This is a genomic window from Azospira oryzae (assembly GCF_004217225.1).
GTDB classification, from domain to species: Bacteria; Pseudomonadota; Gammaproteobacteria; order Burkholderiales; family Rhodocyclaceae; genus Azospira; species Azospira oryzae.
Genome location: NZ_SHKM01000001.1, coordinates 398,165 through 412,899, shown reverse-complemented (window position 1 = coordinate 412,899; position 14,735 = coordinate 398,165). Strand labels below are relative to the sequence as shown.

The 14,735-nt window shown below is 67.8% G+C and carries 16 protein-coding genes; 8 read left to right on the top strand and 8 right to left on the bottom strand.

Annotated features, from left to right (window positions below; all coding sequences use genetic code 11):
• Positions 1–117: 117 nt before the first annotated feature.
• Positions 118–309, bottom strand: a complete 192-nt coding sequence (locus tag EV678_RS01890) for a DUF3460 family protein (protein WP_130458318.1) — start codon at positions 307–309, stop codon at positions 118–120.
• A gap of 320 nt (positions 310–629) precedes the next feature.
• Here EV678_RS01890 and EV678_RS01885 point away from each other — a divergent pair, with 320 nt between their 5' ends.
• Positions 630–2,327 (top strand): AMP-binding protein, encoded by a 1,698-nt coding sequence (locus EV678_RS01885; RefSeq protein ID WP_130458317.1) that lies wholly within the window; start codon positions 630–632, stop codon positions 2,325–2,327.
• A 71-nt stretch (positions 2,328–2,398) separates the two neighbouring features.
• Here the strand turns inward: EV678_RS01885 and EV678_RS01880 are convergent, their stop codons facing one another.
• Positions 2,399–2,632 carry a DUF3567 family protein gene (locus EV678_RS01880; RefSeq protein WP_014237246.1) on the bottom strand — a complete coding sequence of 78 codons (234 nt, stop codon included), beginning with the start codon at positions 2,630–2,632 and terminating at the stop codon, positions 2,399–2,401.
• A gap of 185 nt (positions 2,633–2,817) precedes the next feature.
• Here EV678_RS01880 and EV678_RS01875 point away from each other — a divergent pair, with 185 nt between their 5' ends.
• The 3 genes from EV678_RS01875 to EV678_RS01865 all read left to right on the top strand — a co-directional run bounded on the left by EV678_RS01875 (position 2,818) and on the right by EV678_RS01865 (position 4,952).
• Entirely contained in the window at positions 2,818–3,390 is a 573-nt protein-coding gene (locus tag EV678_RS01875) for a DNA-3-methyladenine glycosylase I (protein ID WP_130458316.1), read from the top strand.
• 70 nt (positions 3,391–3,460) lie between these two features.
• Positions 3,461–4,009, top strand: a complete 549-nt coding sequence (locus tag EV678_RS01870; protein ID WP_130458315.1) for a hypothetical protein — start codon at positions 3,461–3,463, stop codon at positions 4,007–4,009.
• Between the two features lie 70 nt (positions 4,010–4,079).
• Positions 4,080–4,952: a D-hexose-6-phosphate mutarotase gene (locus tag EV678_RS01865; RefSeq protein ID WP_130458314.1), complete on the top strand. Its 873-nt coding sequence runs from the start codon at positions 4,080–4,082 to the stop codon at positions 4,950–4,952.
• Positions 4,953–5,182: 230 nt separating this feature from the next.
• On the opposite strand, the gene EV678_RS01860 is transcribed toward EV678_RS01865, so the two are convergent.
• Positions 5,183–6,487 (bottom strand): MFS transporter, encoded by a 1,305-nt coding sequence (locus tag EV678_RS01860; protein ID WP_130458313.1) that lies wholly within the window; start codon positions 6,485–6,487, stop codon positions 5,183–5,185.
• A 307-nt stretch (positions 6,488–6,794) separates the two neighbouring features.
• On the opposite strand from EV678_RS01860, the gene EV678_RS16435 reads away from it, so the two are divergent.
• Together EV678_RS16435 and EV678_RS01850 are read left to right on the top strand one after the other, a co-directional pair.
• Positions 6,795–7,580: an AraC family transcriptional regulator gene (locus tag EV678_RS16435; RefSeq protein ID WP_130458312.1), complete on the top strand. Its 786-nt coding sequence runs from the start codon at positions 6,795–6,797 to the stop codon at positions 7,578–7,580.
• A 125-nt stretch (positions 7,581–7,705) separates the two neighbouring features.
• A complete protein-coding gene (locus EV678_RS01850; protein WP_130458311.1) occupies positions 7,706–7,954 on the top strand; it encodes a DUF2076 domain-containing protein in 249 nt (82 codons plus the stop codon).
• A 78-nt stretch (positions 7,955–8,032) separates the two neighbouring features.
• Here the strand turns inward: EV678_RS01850 and EV678_RS01845 are convergent, their stop codons facing one another.
• From EV678_RS01845 to EV678_RS01830, 4 genes are all read right to left on the bottom strand, one after another.
• Positions 8,033–8,599, bottom strand: coding sequence for a flavin reductase family protein (locus EV678_RS01845; RefSeq protein WP_130458310.1), 567 nt, complete (start codon positions 8,597–8,599; stop codon positions 8,033–8,035).
• Between the two features lie 34 nt (positions 8,600–8,633).
• On the bottom strand, positions 8,634–9,440 hold the full coding sequence (locus tag EV678_RS01840; RefSeq protein WP_130458309.1) for a DUF1684 domain-containing protein: 807 nt from the start codon (positions 9,438–9,440) through the stop codon (positions 8,634–8,636).
• Between the two features lie 67 nt (positions 9,441–9,507).
• The gene (locus EV678_RS01835; RefSeq protein ID WP_014237237.1) at positions 9,508–10,146 is read right to left on the bottom strand and encodes a methyltransferase domain-containing protein; all 639 of its coding nucleotides are present in this window, start codon (positions 10,144–10,146) and stop codon (positions 9,508–9,510) included.
• An 83-nt stretch (positions 10,147–10,229) separates the two neighbouring features.
• The gene (locus tag EV678_RS01830; protein WP_130458307.1) at positions 10,230–11,270 is read right to left on the bottom strand and encodes a patatin-like phospholipase family protein; all 1,041 of its coding nucleotides are present in this window, start codon (positions 11,268–11,270) and stop codon (positions 10,230–10,232) included.
• Between the two features lie 147 nt (positions 11,271–11,417).
• On the opposite strand from EV678_RS01830, the gene gpmI reads away from it, so the two are divergent.
• Together gpmI and EV678_RS01820 are read left to right on the top strand one after the other, a co-directional pair.
• Positions 11,418–13,058, top strand: a complete 1,641-nt coding sequence (gpmI, locus tag EV678_RS01825; protein ID WP_130458306.1) for a 2,3-bisphosphoglycerate-independent phosphoglycerate mutase — start codon at positions 11,418–11,420, stop codon at positions 13,056–13,058.
• 113 nt (positions 13,059–13,171) lie between these two features.
• On the top strand, positions 13,172–14,026 hold the full coding sequence (locus EV678_RS01820) for an HDOD domain-containing protein (protein ID WP_130458305.1): 855 nt from the start codon (positions 13,172–13,174) through the stop codon (positions 14,024–14,026).
• Positions 14,027–14,226: 200 nt separating this feature from the next.
• Here EV678_RS01820 and EV678_RS01815 read toward each other — a convergent pair whose 3' ends face one another.
• The gene (locus tag EV678_RS01815; RefSeq protein WP_130458304.1) at positions 14,227–14,652 is read right to left on the bottom strand and encodes an organic hydroperoxide resistance protein; all 426 of its coding nucleotides are present in this window, start codon (positions 14,650–14,652) and stop codon (positions 14,227–14,229) included.
• Positions 14,653–14,735 lie beyond the last annotated feature (83 nt).

Here is a 14,735-nt window from a genome sequence, read left to right as displayed (position 1 = left end):
GGGTCCGGGCCGGACCGCCACCAGGGACGGCCCCGGAAATCCCTGCCCTCGCCAACAAAGCAAAAGGGCCAGGCATCATGCCTGGCCCTTTTGCTTGGTATGGTTGCCGTAACCGGCTTACTTGCTGTTCACATCGTAGGGGTAGGACTTCTGGGCCACCTTGGCAGCCTTGAAACCTTCCTGCTCTTCCTTGGGCAGTTCCTTGTCCCACCAGATGGCCCGGCCCTTGCGCTGGTCTTCCACCCACTCCGGGTTCTTAGCCAGCATTTCGCGCATGAATTTGGTGTGATCGGATTCGTACAGGGCCATGCCAGGGACTCCCAATGATTGGAGGGTTGAACGCAAGGCCCGGATTATAGCCCAACTCCCCGGAAATTCTGCTGCCGCCCCCGTGGGCCCGCCCCGCCTTGACACTGGCGATTTCATTACGTTAACGTCAACGTCAATAAACAATATAAAACGCGTTACGCGATCCGGGCAGGGGGGAGTCGGGCCGTCGTCGGCCGCTTCTCGATCTCAGGACCACCTGACCACACAGGCCGGTCCGTTCTCCCTGTTCTGTCGCGGGTTGTACCGGAGCAATCCGGCGTTGCCTTTTCACACTGAACGACAAAACAGAGGAGAACAAGTTGTCTGCTACTGAAGCCTTTCTCAAGGCCCGCGACTTCCTGCTGGCCCACCGCACCGACTACACCACCGCCTACAACGGCTTCCAGTGGCCCCAGCTGACCGAGTTCAACTGGGCCCTGGACCACTTCGACGTCATGGCCAAGGGCAACGACAAGCCCGCCCTGTGGATCGTCGAGGAAGACGGCACCGAACACAAGATTTCCTTCGCCCAGATGTCCGCCCGTTCCAACCAGGTGGCCAACTGGCTCAAGGCCCAGGGCGTCAAGCGGGGCGACCGCATCCTGATGATGCTGGGCAACGAAGTGCCCCTGTGGGAAACCATGCTCGGCTGTATCAAGCTGGGCGCCGTGCTGATTCCCGCCACCACCCTGCTCACCCCCGAAGACCTGCGCGACCGCCTGGACCGGGGCCAGGTCAAGCACGTCATCATCGGTGCGGCCCACACCGACAAATTCACCGACCTGGCCGGCGACTACACCCGCATCTGCGTCGGCGGCGAACCCGCCGGCTGGAAGTCCTTCAAGGACAGCCACACCACCTCCGCCGAGTACACCCCGGATGCCGCCACCAAGGTTTCCGACCCCCTGCTGCTGTATTTCACCTCCGGCACCACCTCCAAGCCCAAGCTGGTGCTGCACACCCACCAGAGCTACCCGGTGGGCCACCTGTCCACCATGTACTGGATCGGCCTGCAGCCCGGCGACATCCACCTCAACATTTCCTCGCCGGGCTGGGCCAAGCACGCCTGGAGCTGCTTCTTCGCCCCCTGGAATGCCGGCGCCTGCATCTTCCTCTACAACTACAGCCGCTTCTCCGCCAAGTCCATGCTCAATGTGCTGGAGAAGTACCAGGTCACCACCATGTGCGCGCCCCCCACCGTGTGGCGCATGATGATCCAGGAAGACCTGGCCGCCTATAAGGGCCGCCTGAAGATCCGCGAACTGATCGGTGCCGGCGAACCCCTCAACCCGGAAATCATCGAACAGCTGCAGAACGCCTGGAACATCACCATCCGCGACGGCTTCGGTCAGACCGAAACCACCGCCGAGATCGGCAACACCCCGGGCCAGCCCCTCAAGCCCGGTTCCATGGGCCGCCCCCTGCCGGGCTACCAGGTGGTGCTGGTGGATAGCGAAGGCAACGAGGCCGCCGAGGGCGAGATTTCCCTCAAGCTCAACCCGCGCCCCCTGGGCCTGATGGTGGGCTACTCCGGCGACGCCGAGAAGACCGCCGAAGTGATGCGCGACGGCGTCTATCACACCGGCGACGTGGCCACCAAGGACGAGGACGGCTACATCACCTACGTGGGCCGGGCGGACGACGTGTTCAAGGCCTCCGACTACCGCATCTCCCCCTTCGAACTGGAATCCGTGCTGATCGAGCACCCGGCCGTGGCCGAGGCGGCGGTGGTGCCCTCCCCCGATCCGGTGCGCCTGGCCGTGCCCAAGGCCTACGTCATCCTGCGCAACGGCGAGAAGCCGTCCAAGGAACTGGCCAAGGACATCTTCGCCTTCCTGCGCGCCAATCTGGCTCCCTACAAGCGCATCCGCCGCCTGGAGTTCTCCGACCTGCCCAAGACCATCTCCGGCAAGATCCGGCGCGTCGAGCTGCGGGCCAACGAGGCCAAGCGCCGCAATGCCAACGAAAAGGGCGAGTGGGAATTCTTCGAGGAAGACTTCCCCGACCTGAAGGGCTGAGCCTCCGGGCTAGGGCAAAAAAAAACGGCGGACCCGCGGGGCCGCCGTTTTTCATTCAGGACTGTTCCGGTCTACTGGAACACGATGGGCTGGGCGGCACCGGCACAATAGTCGGCGAGAAAGTCGTCCACGGTTTCCGTGTCCGTCCCTTCGCCCACCACTTCCCGGATGGCCCGGTGGAACTGCTCCGCCCGCACGCCCTGAATGAACAGGGAGCGGTTCCCGGTCTTGTCTACCAACTCGAAACCGTACTGGGCCGGGTAGGCCAGAACCGAATACTCGTCGCTGCTGTAGAACGTGTCCATGATCGGGTCCTCTCGTGTTAAAACGAAGGGCGGCCATTCATCCTTTCCGCGTCTTCATCTCCCACATGGGAGTGCCACCCGCCGTTTTCAAGAGTATGAACCTTCCCGGGGCGAAAAAGTGCCCCGCCCCGGTGTTTTCCCCAGGTCGGGGCGTTACACTGCCGGCTCATTCCGAGGAGCCGACCATGCCCTGCCGCTGCGCCTGGGTCAGCGATGACCCGCTCTACCAGCATTACCACGACACCGAGTGGGGCGTGCCCCTGCGGGACCCGGCCCGGCTCTTCGAATTCCTCCTACTGGAAGGGGCCCAGGCCGGTCTCTCCTGGATCACCGTCCTGAAAAAGCGGGAAACCTACCGCCTCGCCTTCGACCAGTTCGATCCCCACCGCATGGCGGCCTACGACGAGGCCAAGGTGGCCAGCCTGCTGGCGAACCCGGGCATCGTGCGCAACCGGCTCAAGGTGGCCGCCTTCATCCAGAACGCCCGGGCCTGGCTGCAGCTGTGCGAGGAAGAAGGCGATGCCGCCGCCTACCTGTGGCAGTTCGTCGGCGGCGCGCCGCGGCAGAACCGCTGGGCCAGCATCGCCGAGGCGCCGACCCGCACCGCCGAATCGGACGCCATGAGCAAGGCCCTGGCCAAGCGCGGTTTCAAGTTCGTCGGCTCCACTATCTGCTACGCCTTCATGCAGGCCACGGGCATGGTGAACGACCACACCACCGACTGTTTCCGCCACGCCGAAGTGGCGGCCACGACCTAGGCCCGGCGGTCACGCCGCTGTCATGTGGGGGTGCTAAAAAAGGAAGCCCCCCACCCAGGAGACAGCCGCCATGTACGACCTGCAACCCGCCACCGCCGCCCTGCACCAGGGCTCCCTCAACGCCTTCTCCAGCATCGCCGGCCTGCTGCTCGATTCCGGCCACCGCACCCTGGACATCTGCAGCGCCGCCCGCCAGGACCTGCTCGAATCCTTGCAGGCGGACGATGGCGCCCTGCCCCGCCTGGACGCCGGCAAGACCGGCGACACCCTGCACCGCCACTCCCTGGCCCTGACCCAGGAAGGCCTGGGCGCCCTGATGGCCCTGCAGGAAGAGGCCATCCGCTTTTTCGAAGGCCACAGCCACGGCCTCAGCGCCTTCGTCGCCCACAGCATCGAAAAGGCCGGCAAGGGCCTGCCGGCGGAAATCCTGCCGGCGGTGAACCTGTTCCAGCAGAGCGTCACCCAGCTGGACCACACCCTGGGCCACCTGGCCGCCAACGCCTCCCACACCGCCGCCGAGGCGGCCACCCAAATCGAGGCCGGCCTGGCCGAGGAAAGTGCCGCGAACGAAGACAACGGCAGCAAGCCCCGCAGCGCCGCCCGCCGCAAGGGCGCCTGAAACACCGCACCGGGCGGAGCCGCCGCCGCCCGGCTACAATAGCGCCCCGCCCTTTCTCCCAGCGCTCCCCATGTCGGCATCCCAGAAACTCGGCAACACCACCTTCCACGGCCTCGACGCCGTCCGCCTCACCCTGCCCGACGGCAGCACCGCCGTCATCAGCGCCTTCGGCGCCCAGGCCCTGTCCTGGGTCCCCGCCGGCGGCGGCGAGCGCCTCTATCTCAGCCCCCAGGCCAACTTCGGCGGCAGCGTCCCCATCCGTGGCGGCGTGCCGGTCATCTTTCCCCAGTTCAGCGAGCGCGGCCCCCTGCCCAAGCACGGCTTCGCCCGCACCGCCACCTGGACCCTGGAAGAGTGGCGCGAACAGCCGGAAGCGGAAGAAGGCGGCTTCGCCTGCGCCGTCTACAGCCTCACGGCCGACGACGCCAGCCGGGCCCTGTGGCCCCACGACTTCCGCGCCGAGCTGACCGTGGCACTGACCCGCGACCGCCTGGACATCGAACTGGAAGTGGAGAATCCGGGCAGCGAACCCCTGGAATTCACCGGCGGCCTGCACACCTACCTGCGCGTCAAGGAAGTGGAGAACGTCACCCTCACCGGCCTCCACGGCAGCCGCCGCCAGCTTCCCGGCAGCCAGGAGACCAAGGTCGAGACCGGCCCGGAACTGATGGTGGATGACGAGGTGGACCAGGTTTATCTGGACGTGCCCCGCCCCCTGCTGCTGAAGGACGGACGCCAGGCCCTGGCCATCGCCAGCGAGGGCTTTCCCGACGTGGTAGTGTGGAACCCCTGGGAACACCGCTGCGCCAGCCTCAAGGACATGCCGGCCAACGGTTTCCGCCACATGCTGTGCGTCGAGGCCGTGGCCGTGGGCGAGCCGGTGGTGGTGGCCCCCGGCGCCTCCTGGTGGGGCCGCCAGACCCTGGTGACCCTGGACGCCTGATCCCGAAAAACAGGCAGGGCGGAGAGGCAATATCCACGGGCCTCTCCACCTGCATCAGGCCAAGATGGCCGTCCCTCCTGCCTTTCCGGCCAGGTCCCTGAACCGGGCCTGGCCAGTCACCCGGCAGCCCGCACCTCCCGCCACCTCCCGCCACCTCCCGCCACCTCCCGCCACCTCCCGCCACCTCCCGCTGGTCTCTGTGCTCTCTGTGGCCCGGATTTTCGGCCTTTTCAAACCTGGCGCCGCCCCACCCCCAGGGCCGTCAGCACGGCGATGGACTGGAGGATGGCCACGCCCACCAGCACGCTGGCAAAATGGCCGGCATCGAGCATGGGCCCGAACAGCAGGGGCGACAGGGCCAGCCCCGTATCCAGCCCCGAATAGACGAAACCGTAGACCCGGCCGAAAGCCTGCTGGCCGAAACGGGCCGCCGCCGCCCGGCGCACCAGCAGGTCCCGGGAAGGACCGGCCAGGCCGTTGCAGAAGCCGATGCAGGCCATCAGCAGCGGCACCAGGGCACCAGGCACGGCACCGCTGGCCAACAGCAGGGCCAGCAGGGCCGCCGTGGACAGGATCAGGGCGATACGCCGGTCGTGGGCCATGGCCTTGCCGGCGAGAAAGCCGCCCAGGGCCATGCCGCCGGCCCCGCCCAGGAGAAAGGCGGTGATGGCGCTGGCCGCCAGGCCCACGGAAAGGCCATAGACCTGCTGCAGCACCGGCGAGCCGAAATTCTGGAAGGCGCCGAAGGCGGTGGTGGTGAACAGGAAGAAGCCAAAGCACAGCCATACCGGGCCGCAGCCAAGGAAGGCGAAGGGGGAGCCGGGAGCCCCGTCGTGCCGGCTTGCCCCATGGGGCGGATCGGCCAGCAGATGGCGGAAGCAGACCAGCAGGCCGAGGGCCAGCAGGGCCACCGCGCCGGCGCCCAGGGCGGCGCCGCGCCAGCCGGCCAGGGCCGCGATGCCGGTGAGGAAGGCCGGCGCCGCCGCCCAGCCCAGGTTGCCGGAGAGGCCGTGGATGGAGAAGGCATGGCCCAGGCGGGCCGCGGAAACATGGCGGTTGAGCAGGGTGAAGTCCGCCGGATGGAACACCGCATTGCCCAGCCCCGCCAGGCCGGCGGCCAGGAACAGGCCGGCATAGCTGTGGGCCAGGGCCAAAGCCACGCCGGCGGCCGCCAGGCAGGAGACGCCGAAGAACAGCACCCGCCGCGCCCCCAGCCGGTCCACGGCGAAGCCGGCCAGGGCCTGGCCGATGCCGGAAACGACGAAGAAGAGGGTCATGGTGGCCCCCACCTGGGTGAAGCTGAGGCCGAACTCCTGCATCAGCCAGGGAAAGAGGGGCGCCAGCAGGAGATGGAAGAAATGGGAGACGCCGTGAGCGAAGCCCACCACGCTGATGGTGGCGTATTCGCGCCGGCGCTGCAGCCCGGCGGCCTCGCCTGCTTCAGCACCGGCAGAGGCGGCAGTCGTATCGGTGACGGCGGCAGCGAGCGCCACAGGTTCGGGGGATGCCACGGCGGCATTGCTGTCGGTACCCATGGGCCCGGCTCCTGATGATGGAAAACAGGCTGGCATCCTAACCCTCCCGGCCCCTGGCAGAAATACGGCAGACGGACAATAATTGTCGCAATCATGCCAGCCGTACCGTACCGCTGACCGTACCGCTGACCGTACCGCTGACCGTACCGCTGACCGTACCGCTGACCGTACCGCTGACCGTACCGCTGACCGTACCGCTGACCGTACCGCCCCGGACCGGCGCTGGCCCGGCCCCAGCGCCAACCCGCTCCGCCCCGATTCCAGCCGGCGGATGCCGCCCCCAACCCGCTCCCTCCGGAAGACGCCCATGCCTGCCGCCCAGCCGCGCCTGCCCTACGATCCCTGGCCCCGCCGGCCCCCCAGCGCCGCCGAGCCGGTCACGGTGAACCTGCGCAAGGCACCGGCCGACGTGGAAATCCCCTGGCACAGCCACGACTGGGCCCAGCTGGCCTACCCCATTGCCGGCACCATCCGCCTGGCCACCGCCGACATGGCCTGGATCGTGCCGCCCCTGCGGGCCATCTGGATTCCGCCCCAGGTGGCCCACACCGTGGTCATGCTGGGCCAGGTGGAGCTGCGCACCCTTTACGTGGATACGGCGGCGGCCCCCCTGCCACTGGATTCCTGCCGGGTGGTGGAGATCTCCGACGTCATGCGGGCCCTGAGCGAGGCCCTGGCCGCCAGCCCGGCCCCCGCCGACCCCCGGCGCGGCCTGATGACGGCCCTGCTGGTGGAGGAGATGCGCCAGGCCAAGCCCCTCTCCCTGGGCCTGCCCCTGCCCCGGGACCGGCGCCTGATGGCCCTCTGCCAGGCCCTGCTCGACCAGCCCGCGGCGGACCTCAGCCTGGAGGCCTGGGCCGCCCGGGTCGGCGCCAGCAGCCGCACCCTGGCCCGCCTCTTCCAGAAGGAGCTGGCCATGCCCTTCGGCGCCTGGCGCCAGCAGCTGCGCCTGTCCCGGGCCGCCGCCCTGGTGGCCCAGGGCCGCAGCCTGGGGGCGGTGGCGGCGGAACTGGGCTACGCCAGCCCCAGCGCCTTCTCCGCCATGTTCAAGCGGGCTTTCGGCCAGTCGCCGCGGCAGTTTTTCCGCCAGTAGCTGCGGGGCCTGTTACACACTGTATCAACCTGGATCAAATGCCTGGCCTAAACTTGTTGCATTGCAACATTCAACAGGCGCAGAATCGACCTCATCCCGAAGCCGTATCGCCTGAGGAGCCAGCCATGAACGCCATTGAACGCCAACAACTGACCTCCCTCCTGCAGCGACTGAGTCATGTGCAGTCGCAGCAAACCGAGGTGGAAATCGAATCCGTCATCCGCGAGGCCTGCGCCGGCCAGCCCGAGGTGGCCCGCCTCCTGGCCCAACAGGTCCTGGGCCTGGGCAACACCGCCCACGCCCCCTGCTTCCACTGCGCCCCGCCCGAAGGCAGCTACGCCTTCGAAGTCGCCGGCATCCCCCACCAGCACTGAGCTGGAGCCGCCCCCGGCGGCGGCTCTTCGCCCCTTCGCTTCCCTTCTCCCGGCCCCGCCCAGGGGCCGCGCCGGGCCTTAGGCCGGCACCTCCAGGCTGTCGCCGGTGAGGAAGAACTGCCCGCCCGCCACGTAATGCAGGGTGCGCAGTTCTTCCGCCGCGAACAGCCAGCGGCCGTCCCGGAAGGCCCGGTCATCGGCCCAGGCCGCCACCACCTCGGCCAGGAACAGGTCGTAGGCCTGCTGGTTGTGCTGGTTGTGCTCTTCCGGCAGCACCCGGCATTCCAGCCAGGCGGCACAGCCCTCCACCAGGGGCGCCCCCACCTTTTCCGCCGGCGCCGTGGCCAGCCCCAGGCGGGCGAACTTGTCCCCGTCGCGGCCGCTGCAAGAACCCACGGCCACCACCGCCCCGGCCAGAGCCTTGCCGGGAATGCCCAGCACGAATTCGCCGGAGCCTTCCACCAGGCCCCGGGTATGGGCGCCCTTGTCGATCACCACTGCCACCTTGGGCGGCGAAAAATCCAGGGGCATGGCCCAGGAGGCCGCCATGACGTTGCGGCGCCCCTGGTGGGCGCTGCTGACCAGGGTCACGGGGCCGTGGTTGAGCAGCTTGTAGGCCTGAGACAGGGGAACGGCGACACGCATCTTTTTCTCTCCAAGCAGGATGGGTACGGGAGCCTCAGTGGCCGCCCCGGTATTTCAGTTCGCCGGCCTCGACGGCAAAGCCCAGCCAGTTCTCCGGCGGCGGCAGGGGGCAGGTGGCGAAGGGGGTGAAGGCGCAGGGCGGGTTGTAGGCCCGGTTGAAGTCCAGCAGCACCTTGCCGTTCTGAGGCGGCGGGCAGCGCAGGAAACGGCCGGCGCCGTAGGTCAGGCGGCCGCTGCCGGCATCGCGGAAGACGAAGAAGACGCCCTCCTCCCCCGTTTCCATGGGCAGCAGGGCCACCGTCTGCCCGGCGTGGTCGAACACCGCCCGGTGCCGCACCGTCACCGCCTTCAGTTCGCCGGTCACCGTCGGCACTTCCATGGTCACGGGCTCGCCCAGGGTTTCCCAGGCGGCCTCGATGGACCAGGCCGGCGCATAGGGCAGGCACTCCAGCCCGGCGAAGGGCCGCTTCGCCTGCCACTCCAGATCCCGCAGGCGCACCGCCAGACGGCCTTCCCGCTCGATGATGAAAAACTGGTAGGCGCCGCTGCGCACCGGCGTCGGCTCCCCCTGGGCGTCGGTCTGCAGGGCCTGGACCCCGCCGCCGGCGGGCTCCCAGGTGATGCTGGTGCCCTGCCAGCGCAACAAGCCCAGGCGCTCCGGACCGTCGGGCAAGCGCACCAGGCAGTCGGCGCCCGCACCCACGGCGTTGTCGCCGGGTTCCAGCCAGATGAGGCCGATCAGGCCGGGCCAGCCTTGCGGCGCATCCAGTTCGGCCAGGCGGCGCTGGCACCAGCGCTGGTGCCGGGCCGCCGGGGAAGCATCGGTGCGATCAGCTGTCATGGGGCAGGCTCCTCAAAGAAAAACGGCCCGATGCCGGGAAGCATCGGGCCCTTGGGCACAAGGTGGGTCAATCCTTCCGGCACACCGCGTAGCAGGCCATGATGCCCTGGGGGGCGCCGTAGTTCTGGGGATTGGTATCGCCGATACCTTCCTTGGCGGAGAGGTTGATATGGAAATCCCCCTCCACCCAGGTGAAGCCGCTGGATTCATGAATGCGGCGCAGGGCGGCGGGCGAATAGCGGAAGTTGTCTTCCGGACTGGGATGGTAGGGAAAGAGGAAGGGCGCCGAATTGATCAGGTAGCCGCCCTTCTTGACGATCTTGTAGAGGGCGTCGGAAACCTTGTAGGGATTCTCCACATGCTCGAACACCGACACCATGATCACGGTGTTGAAGGTGTCCGCATATTTTTCCGGCAGTTGCTCGATGTAGGGGTCCCCGTACTCCGGGTTGGCGATGACGTAGGCCGGATCGATGAAGGTCCAGGGACGCTCGATCCGCACATAGCGGTCGTTCTGCACCGGGTGGGGCACCTTGATGGACCACTTGTGGCCGTCCAGGTCCAGATCCAGGGCCAGGGCCTTGGCCATGGAGATATCGTAGTCGGCGATGCTGGGAGCGATCAGCCCCCCGGCATCCAGCAGTGGGCCTTGCAGGCCGTAGCGTGCGTGAAGGGTGCGGATCAGGTCGATATCTTTTTTGAACATGGCGTCTCGCGGAAAGGATGGGGACATGAACGGCTGACGGCCCCTATTCTAGCCTTGCCGCCCCGGCACCGGCATAGGCAAGCCTAGAGGCGGAAGCGCCGGGCCAAATCGAAGGAGTTGCGTACCCCGATGTCGCCGCTGTGGGCCCGGAGCCAGTCTTCGGCGGCGGCGTAGCCCAGGTCGTGGAGCTTTAGCAGGAAGGGCCAGTCGGCCGCCACCTTGGTTTCGGAGCCGAACTGGTGCAGCAGGTCGGCCGCCTCGATGAGATGGAAATGGGTCTGCAGGATGCGTTTTTCCAGCCCCCCCGCCTCCAGGCCCAGTCGCGCGGAGAAGTCGATGACGTTGGCGAAGAGCAGCATTTCCCGCAGCACGCTGGTGTTGAAGGCCAGCTCCATGGCCCGGGCGCGGATTTCCTCCACCGTGGTCGGCACCTCGCCGTAGGTGGGCGGCGCCAGCAGCACCAGCAGGATTTCCGGGCTGTCGCATTCGTAGAACAGGGGGAACACCGCCGGGTTGGCAGAATAGCCGCCGTCCCAGTAGGGCTCGCCGTCGATCTCCACGGCGTGGTGGATCATGGGCAGGCAGGCCGAGGCCAGGGCCGCCTCCACGCTCAGTTCGGCGTTGCGGAAGAGGCGCAGCTTGCCGGTGTTGGCGTTGGTGGCGGCGAGGAACAGGCGCACCGGGCTGTGCCGGCGCAGGCCCTCGAAATCCACCCGCTCCTTGAGCAGCTGGCGCAGGGGATTGAAGTTGAGGGGATTCAACTGGTAGGGCGAAAGATACTGGGTCCAGTTGAGCATCATGCGGGTGGCCGGCATCAGGGCCAGGCCTTCGCCGCCCTGCACCGGCATGGAGAGATCCAGGGGCACACTGTCGGCGATGGCCTGCCAGAACTCTTCCAGGGCCAGGCGGGCCCACTGGGGACCGCCCTTCATCAGGCCGTCGGCCAGCACCAGGGCGTTCATGGCGCCGGCGCTGGTGCCGCTGATGCCGTCGAAGCCGTAGCGCCCGTCCGCCAGCAGGCAGTCGAGCACACCCCAGCTGTAGGCGCCGTGGGCGCCGCCGCCCTGGAGCGCCAGATTGAGGGCCAAACCCGTGCTGCCTGCTGCCGTCTGCTGAACTGCCATGTCTGCTCCTCGGATTGACTGATGGGTTCCCGGCTAGGATACTTCGCCCGGCGCCGCGGCGGCGCATCTTGCCGCTTTTTGACGGGCGCCCTCGGCGGGGCCGCAGCCTTGCCGACCTTTCCCGAATCGCTCTGCCAGGATTTCCCCATGCTGCAAAAGCTCTCCTCCTTCCCCGGCGTGCCCGGTCCCGTGGTCATCATCGTCATGGACGGCTACGGCCTGCCCAAGACCGACGTCGGCAGCGCCATCGCCGCCGCCAGGAAGCCCACCCTGGACAAGCTCTTCGCCACTTGCCCGAACATCCGCCTGAAGGCCCACGGCACCGCCGTCGGCATGCCGTCGGACGACGACATGGGCAATTCCGAAGTGGGCCACAACGCCATCGGCGCCGGCCAGGTGTACGCCCAGGGCGCCGCCCTGGTGGCGGGCGCCATCGCCGACGGCAGCATCTGGCAGGGCCAGGCCTGGCAGGAGATCGTCGCCGGGGCCAAGGCCGGTCGTGGTGTGCTGCACTTCATCGGCCTCTTCTCCGACGGCAACGTGCACAGCCACATCGACCACCTCAAGGCCATGGTGGTCCAGGCCAAGGCCGAAGGCGTCAAGACGGTGCGCATCCACGCCCTGCTGGACGGCCGCGACGTACCCGAGACCAGCGCCCTGGAATACGTGGAGCCCTTCGAGGCTTTCCTGGCGGAGATTTCCGACCCATCCTTCGACGCCCGCATCGCCTCCGGCGGCGGCCGCCAGGTCATCACCATGGACCGCTACGAGGCCAACTGGGCCCTGGTGGAAGCCGGCTGGAAGACCCACGTGCTGGGCCAGGGCGAGCAGTTCGCCAGCACCGCGGAAGCGGTCAAGGCCCTGCGCCAGCGCCATCCCGGCACCATCGACCAGGACCTGCCGCCTTTCGTCATCGGCGCCAATGGCCAACCCGTCGGCACCATCGAGGACGGCGACGCCGTGGTCTTCTACAACTTCCGCGGCGACCGGGCCATCGAAATCACCCGGGCCTTCGAGGAAGCGGATTTCGACAAGTTCGACCGCATCCGCATGCCCAAGGTCATCTACGCCGGCATGCTGCAGTACGACGGCGACCTGCAGCTGCCCAAGCGCTTCCTGGTGGCCCCGCCGGCCATCAAGGACACCATGGGCGAGTGGTTCGCCAAGAGCGGCGTGACCCAGTTCGCCTGCTCCGAAACCCAGAAATTCGGCCACGTCACCTACTTCTGGAACGGCAACCGCTCCGGCAAGTTCGAGGGCGAGACCTACCAGGAAGTGCCCAGCGACGTGGTGCCCTTCGAGCAGCGGCCCTGGATGAAGTCCGCCGAGATCGCCGACGCCATGATCGCCGCCCTGAAGAGCGGCCAGTACAAGACCCTGCGCTGCAACTTCGCCAACGGCGACATGGTGGGCCACACCGGCAACTTCCGCGCCGCCACCCTCTCCGTCGAGGCGGTGGACCTGGCCCTGGAGCGCATCCTGCCGGTGATCGACGCCATGGGCGGGGTGGCCCTGATCACCGCCGACCACGGCAACGCCGACGAGATGTTCGAGCTGGACAAGAAGACCAAGCAGCCCCAGCTCAATGCGGACGGCTCCTTCAAGGCCAAGACCGCCCACACCCTCAACCCGGTGCCGCTGATCCTTTACGACAACGTCAGCGGCGGCAAGCTGGGCCTGAAGCAGACGGAAAGCGCCGGCCTCTCCAACATCGCCGCCACCGTGGCCAACCTGCTGGGCTACGAAAAGCACGCCAAGTGGGACGAGAGCCTGCTGCAAATCCGCTGATCCCACGGCATCGGCGCAACAAGGAAACGGCGGCCCCAGGGCCGCCGTTTTGCATTGGCCCTTCTTGACGCAGCGGCTGGACGCCCCGTGGCACAGGGGTATGATGCTGGGCCATGGACAAGCTCGAAGTCTTCAACACCCTGGCGGCCGGGGTCGGCCACGGCGAACTCGCCTTTCCCACCAGCGCCCAGGTGGCCATCAAGGTGCGGCAGGCCCTGGACGATCCGGAGTGCCACATCGAAGCCGCCGCCCATCTGGTGCAGGCCGAGCCCCTGCTGGCGGCCCGGGTGGTGGCCATGGCCAACTCGGTCACCTACAACCGTGCCGGCAATCCCGTCACCGACGTGCGCACCGCCGTCGCCCGCCTGGGCTTTCGCACCGTGCGCGCCCTGGCCATGGCCCTCATCACCCGCCAGCTGTCCGGCAGCCCCAGCGATCCGGCCTTGCAGACCATGGCCGCCCAACTGTGGCAACACACGGCCCATGTGGCCGCCCTGGCCCACGTCATCGCCCGCCGGGTGACCAAGGTGGATGGGGAAACGGCCATGTTCGCCGGCATCGTGCACGAGGTCGGCGGCTTCTACCTGCTGTCCCAGGCCAAGCGCCAGCCCGGCCTGCTGGACGGGGATTTCGACGCCTGGATGGAAGGCGGCGAAATGATCCTGGGCCGGGCCGTGCTGCAGGTGCTGGAAGTGCCGGCGCCGGTGCAAGAAGCCATCGAGGCCTATTGGGACGGCTTCCTCGCCATCCCGCCCCACTCCCTCGGCGACACCCTGCTGCTGGCCGAGGAACTGTGCCCCGTGCCCTCGCCCCTGCACCGCTTCAACAGCCGCGGCGCAGCCCCGGGCGGCGCCGACATGGGCGGCAGCGGCAATCTGGACATGGTGCTGGGGGAGGAAACCCTGAGCGGCATCCTGGCCGAAGCGGCGGAAGAAGTGGGCTCCCTCACCGGCGCCCTGCAGTTCTGACGCCTTTCCAGCCGCCCGCAACATGGCGGCACCCCATCCCCTGGAAGCCTCATCCGGCGGACTTCCCAGCCATGCCATGCCGGAGATCGCCTATCCGCGCGCCTCTCCGGCCACCCCATCCAAGCGGCCATGAAAAAGCCGCCGACGGCCAGGCCGCGGCGGCTGCTTTGCTGCGGCGGCAACGCCGCCCCGCGAGACCCTCAGACCAGGGTCAGGGTGACGTCGATATTGCCCCGGGTGGCGTTGGAATAGGGGCACACCTGATGGGCCTTGGCCACTAGTTCCTCGGCCGCCTGCCGCTCCAGGCCCGGCAGGGCGATGCGCAGTTCCACCTCGATGCCGAAACCGGCGGGGATGACGCCGATGCCCACCAGGCCCTCGATGCTGGCCTGGGCCGGGAAGGCGATCTTGTCCCGGGCGGCGACGAATTTCATGGCGCCCATGAAGCAGGCCGAATAGCCGGCGGCGAAAAGCTGCTCCGGATTGGTGCCGGCACCGCCGGCCCCGCCCAGTTCCTTGGGCGTGCTCAGGGACAACTCCAGATGGCCGTCGGCGCCGACAGCACGGCCGTCACGGCCGCCGGTGACTTGGGCCTGGGCCCGGTACAGCACTTTTTCGATCGACATGGTCTTTCTCCTAGAAAAGTGGGAACTGCCTGCGACGACTTCGGAACGGTCCGGGCGCATCGCCGCCCATGAAAATCATCAAG

Excerpts from the sequence above, each read along its gene's own strand:
- EV678_RS01890 (WP_130458318.1), bottom strand. The coding sequence starts at position 309 with ATGGCCCTGTACGAATCCGATCACACCAAATTCATGCGCGAAATGCTG.
- EV678_RS01880 (WP_014237246.1), bottom strand. The coding sequence starts at position 2,632 with ATGGACACGTTCTACAGCAGCGACGAGTATTCGGTTCTGGCCTACCCG.
- EV678_RS01875 (WP_130458316.1), top strand. The coding sequence starts at position 2,818 with ATGCCCTGCCGCTGCGCCTGGGTCAGCGATGACCCGCTCTACCAGCAT.
- EV678_RS01870 (WP_130458315.1), top strand. The coding sequence starts at position 3,461 with ATGTACGACCTGCAACCCGCCACCGCCGCCCTGCACCAGGGCTCCCTC.
- EV678_RS01865 (WP_130458314.1), top strand. The coding sequence starts at position 4,080 with ATGTCGGCATCCCAGAAACTCGGCAACACCACCTTCCACGGCCTCGAC.
- EV678_RS01860 (WP_130458313.1), bottom strand. The coding sequence starts at position 6,487 with ATGGGTACCGACAGCAATGCCGCCGTGGCATCCCCCGAACCTGTGGCG.
- EV678_RS16435 (WP_130458312.1), top strand. The coding sequence starts at position 6,795 with ATGCCTGCCGCCCAGCCGCGCCTGCCCTACGATCCCTGGCCCCGCCGG.
- EV678_RS01850 (WP_130458311.1), top strand. The coding sequence starts at position 7,706 with ATGAACGCCATTGAACGCCAACAACTGACCTCCCTCCTGCAGCGACTG.
- EV678_RS01845 (WP_130458310.1), bottom strand. The coding sequence starts at position 8,599 with ATGCGTGTCGCCGTTCCCCTGTCTCAGGCCTACAAGCTGCTCAACCAC.
- EV678_RS01840 (WP_130458309.1), bottom strand. The coding sequence starts at position 9,440 with ATGACAGCTGATCGCACCGATGCTTCCCCGGCGGCCCGGCACCAGCGC.
- EV678_RS01835 (WP_014237237.1), bottom strand. The coding sequence starts at position 10,146 with ATGTTCAAAAAAGATATCGACCTGATCCGCACCCTTCACGCACGCTAC.
- EV678_RS01830 (WP_130458307.1), bottom strand. The coding sequence starts at position 11,270 with ATGGCAGTTCAGCAGACGGCAGCAGGCAGCACGGGTTTGGCCCTCAAT.
- gpmI (WP_130458306.1), top strand. The coding sequence starts at position 11,418 with ATGCTGCAAAAGCTCTCCTCCTTCCCCGGCGTGCCCGGTCCCGTGGTC.
- EV678_RS01820 (WP_130458305.1), top strand. The coding sequence starts at position 13,172 with ATGGACAAGCTCGAAGTCTTCAACACCCTGGCGGCCGGGGTCGGCCAC.
- EV678_RS01815 (WP_130458304.1), bottom strand. The coding sequence starts at position 14,652 with ATGTCGATCGAAAAAGTGCTGTACCGGGCCCAGGCCCAAGTCACCGGC.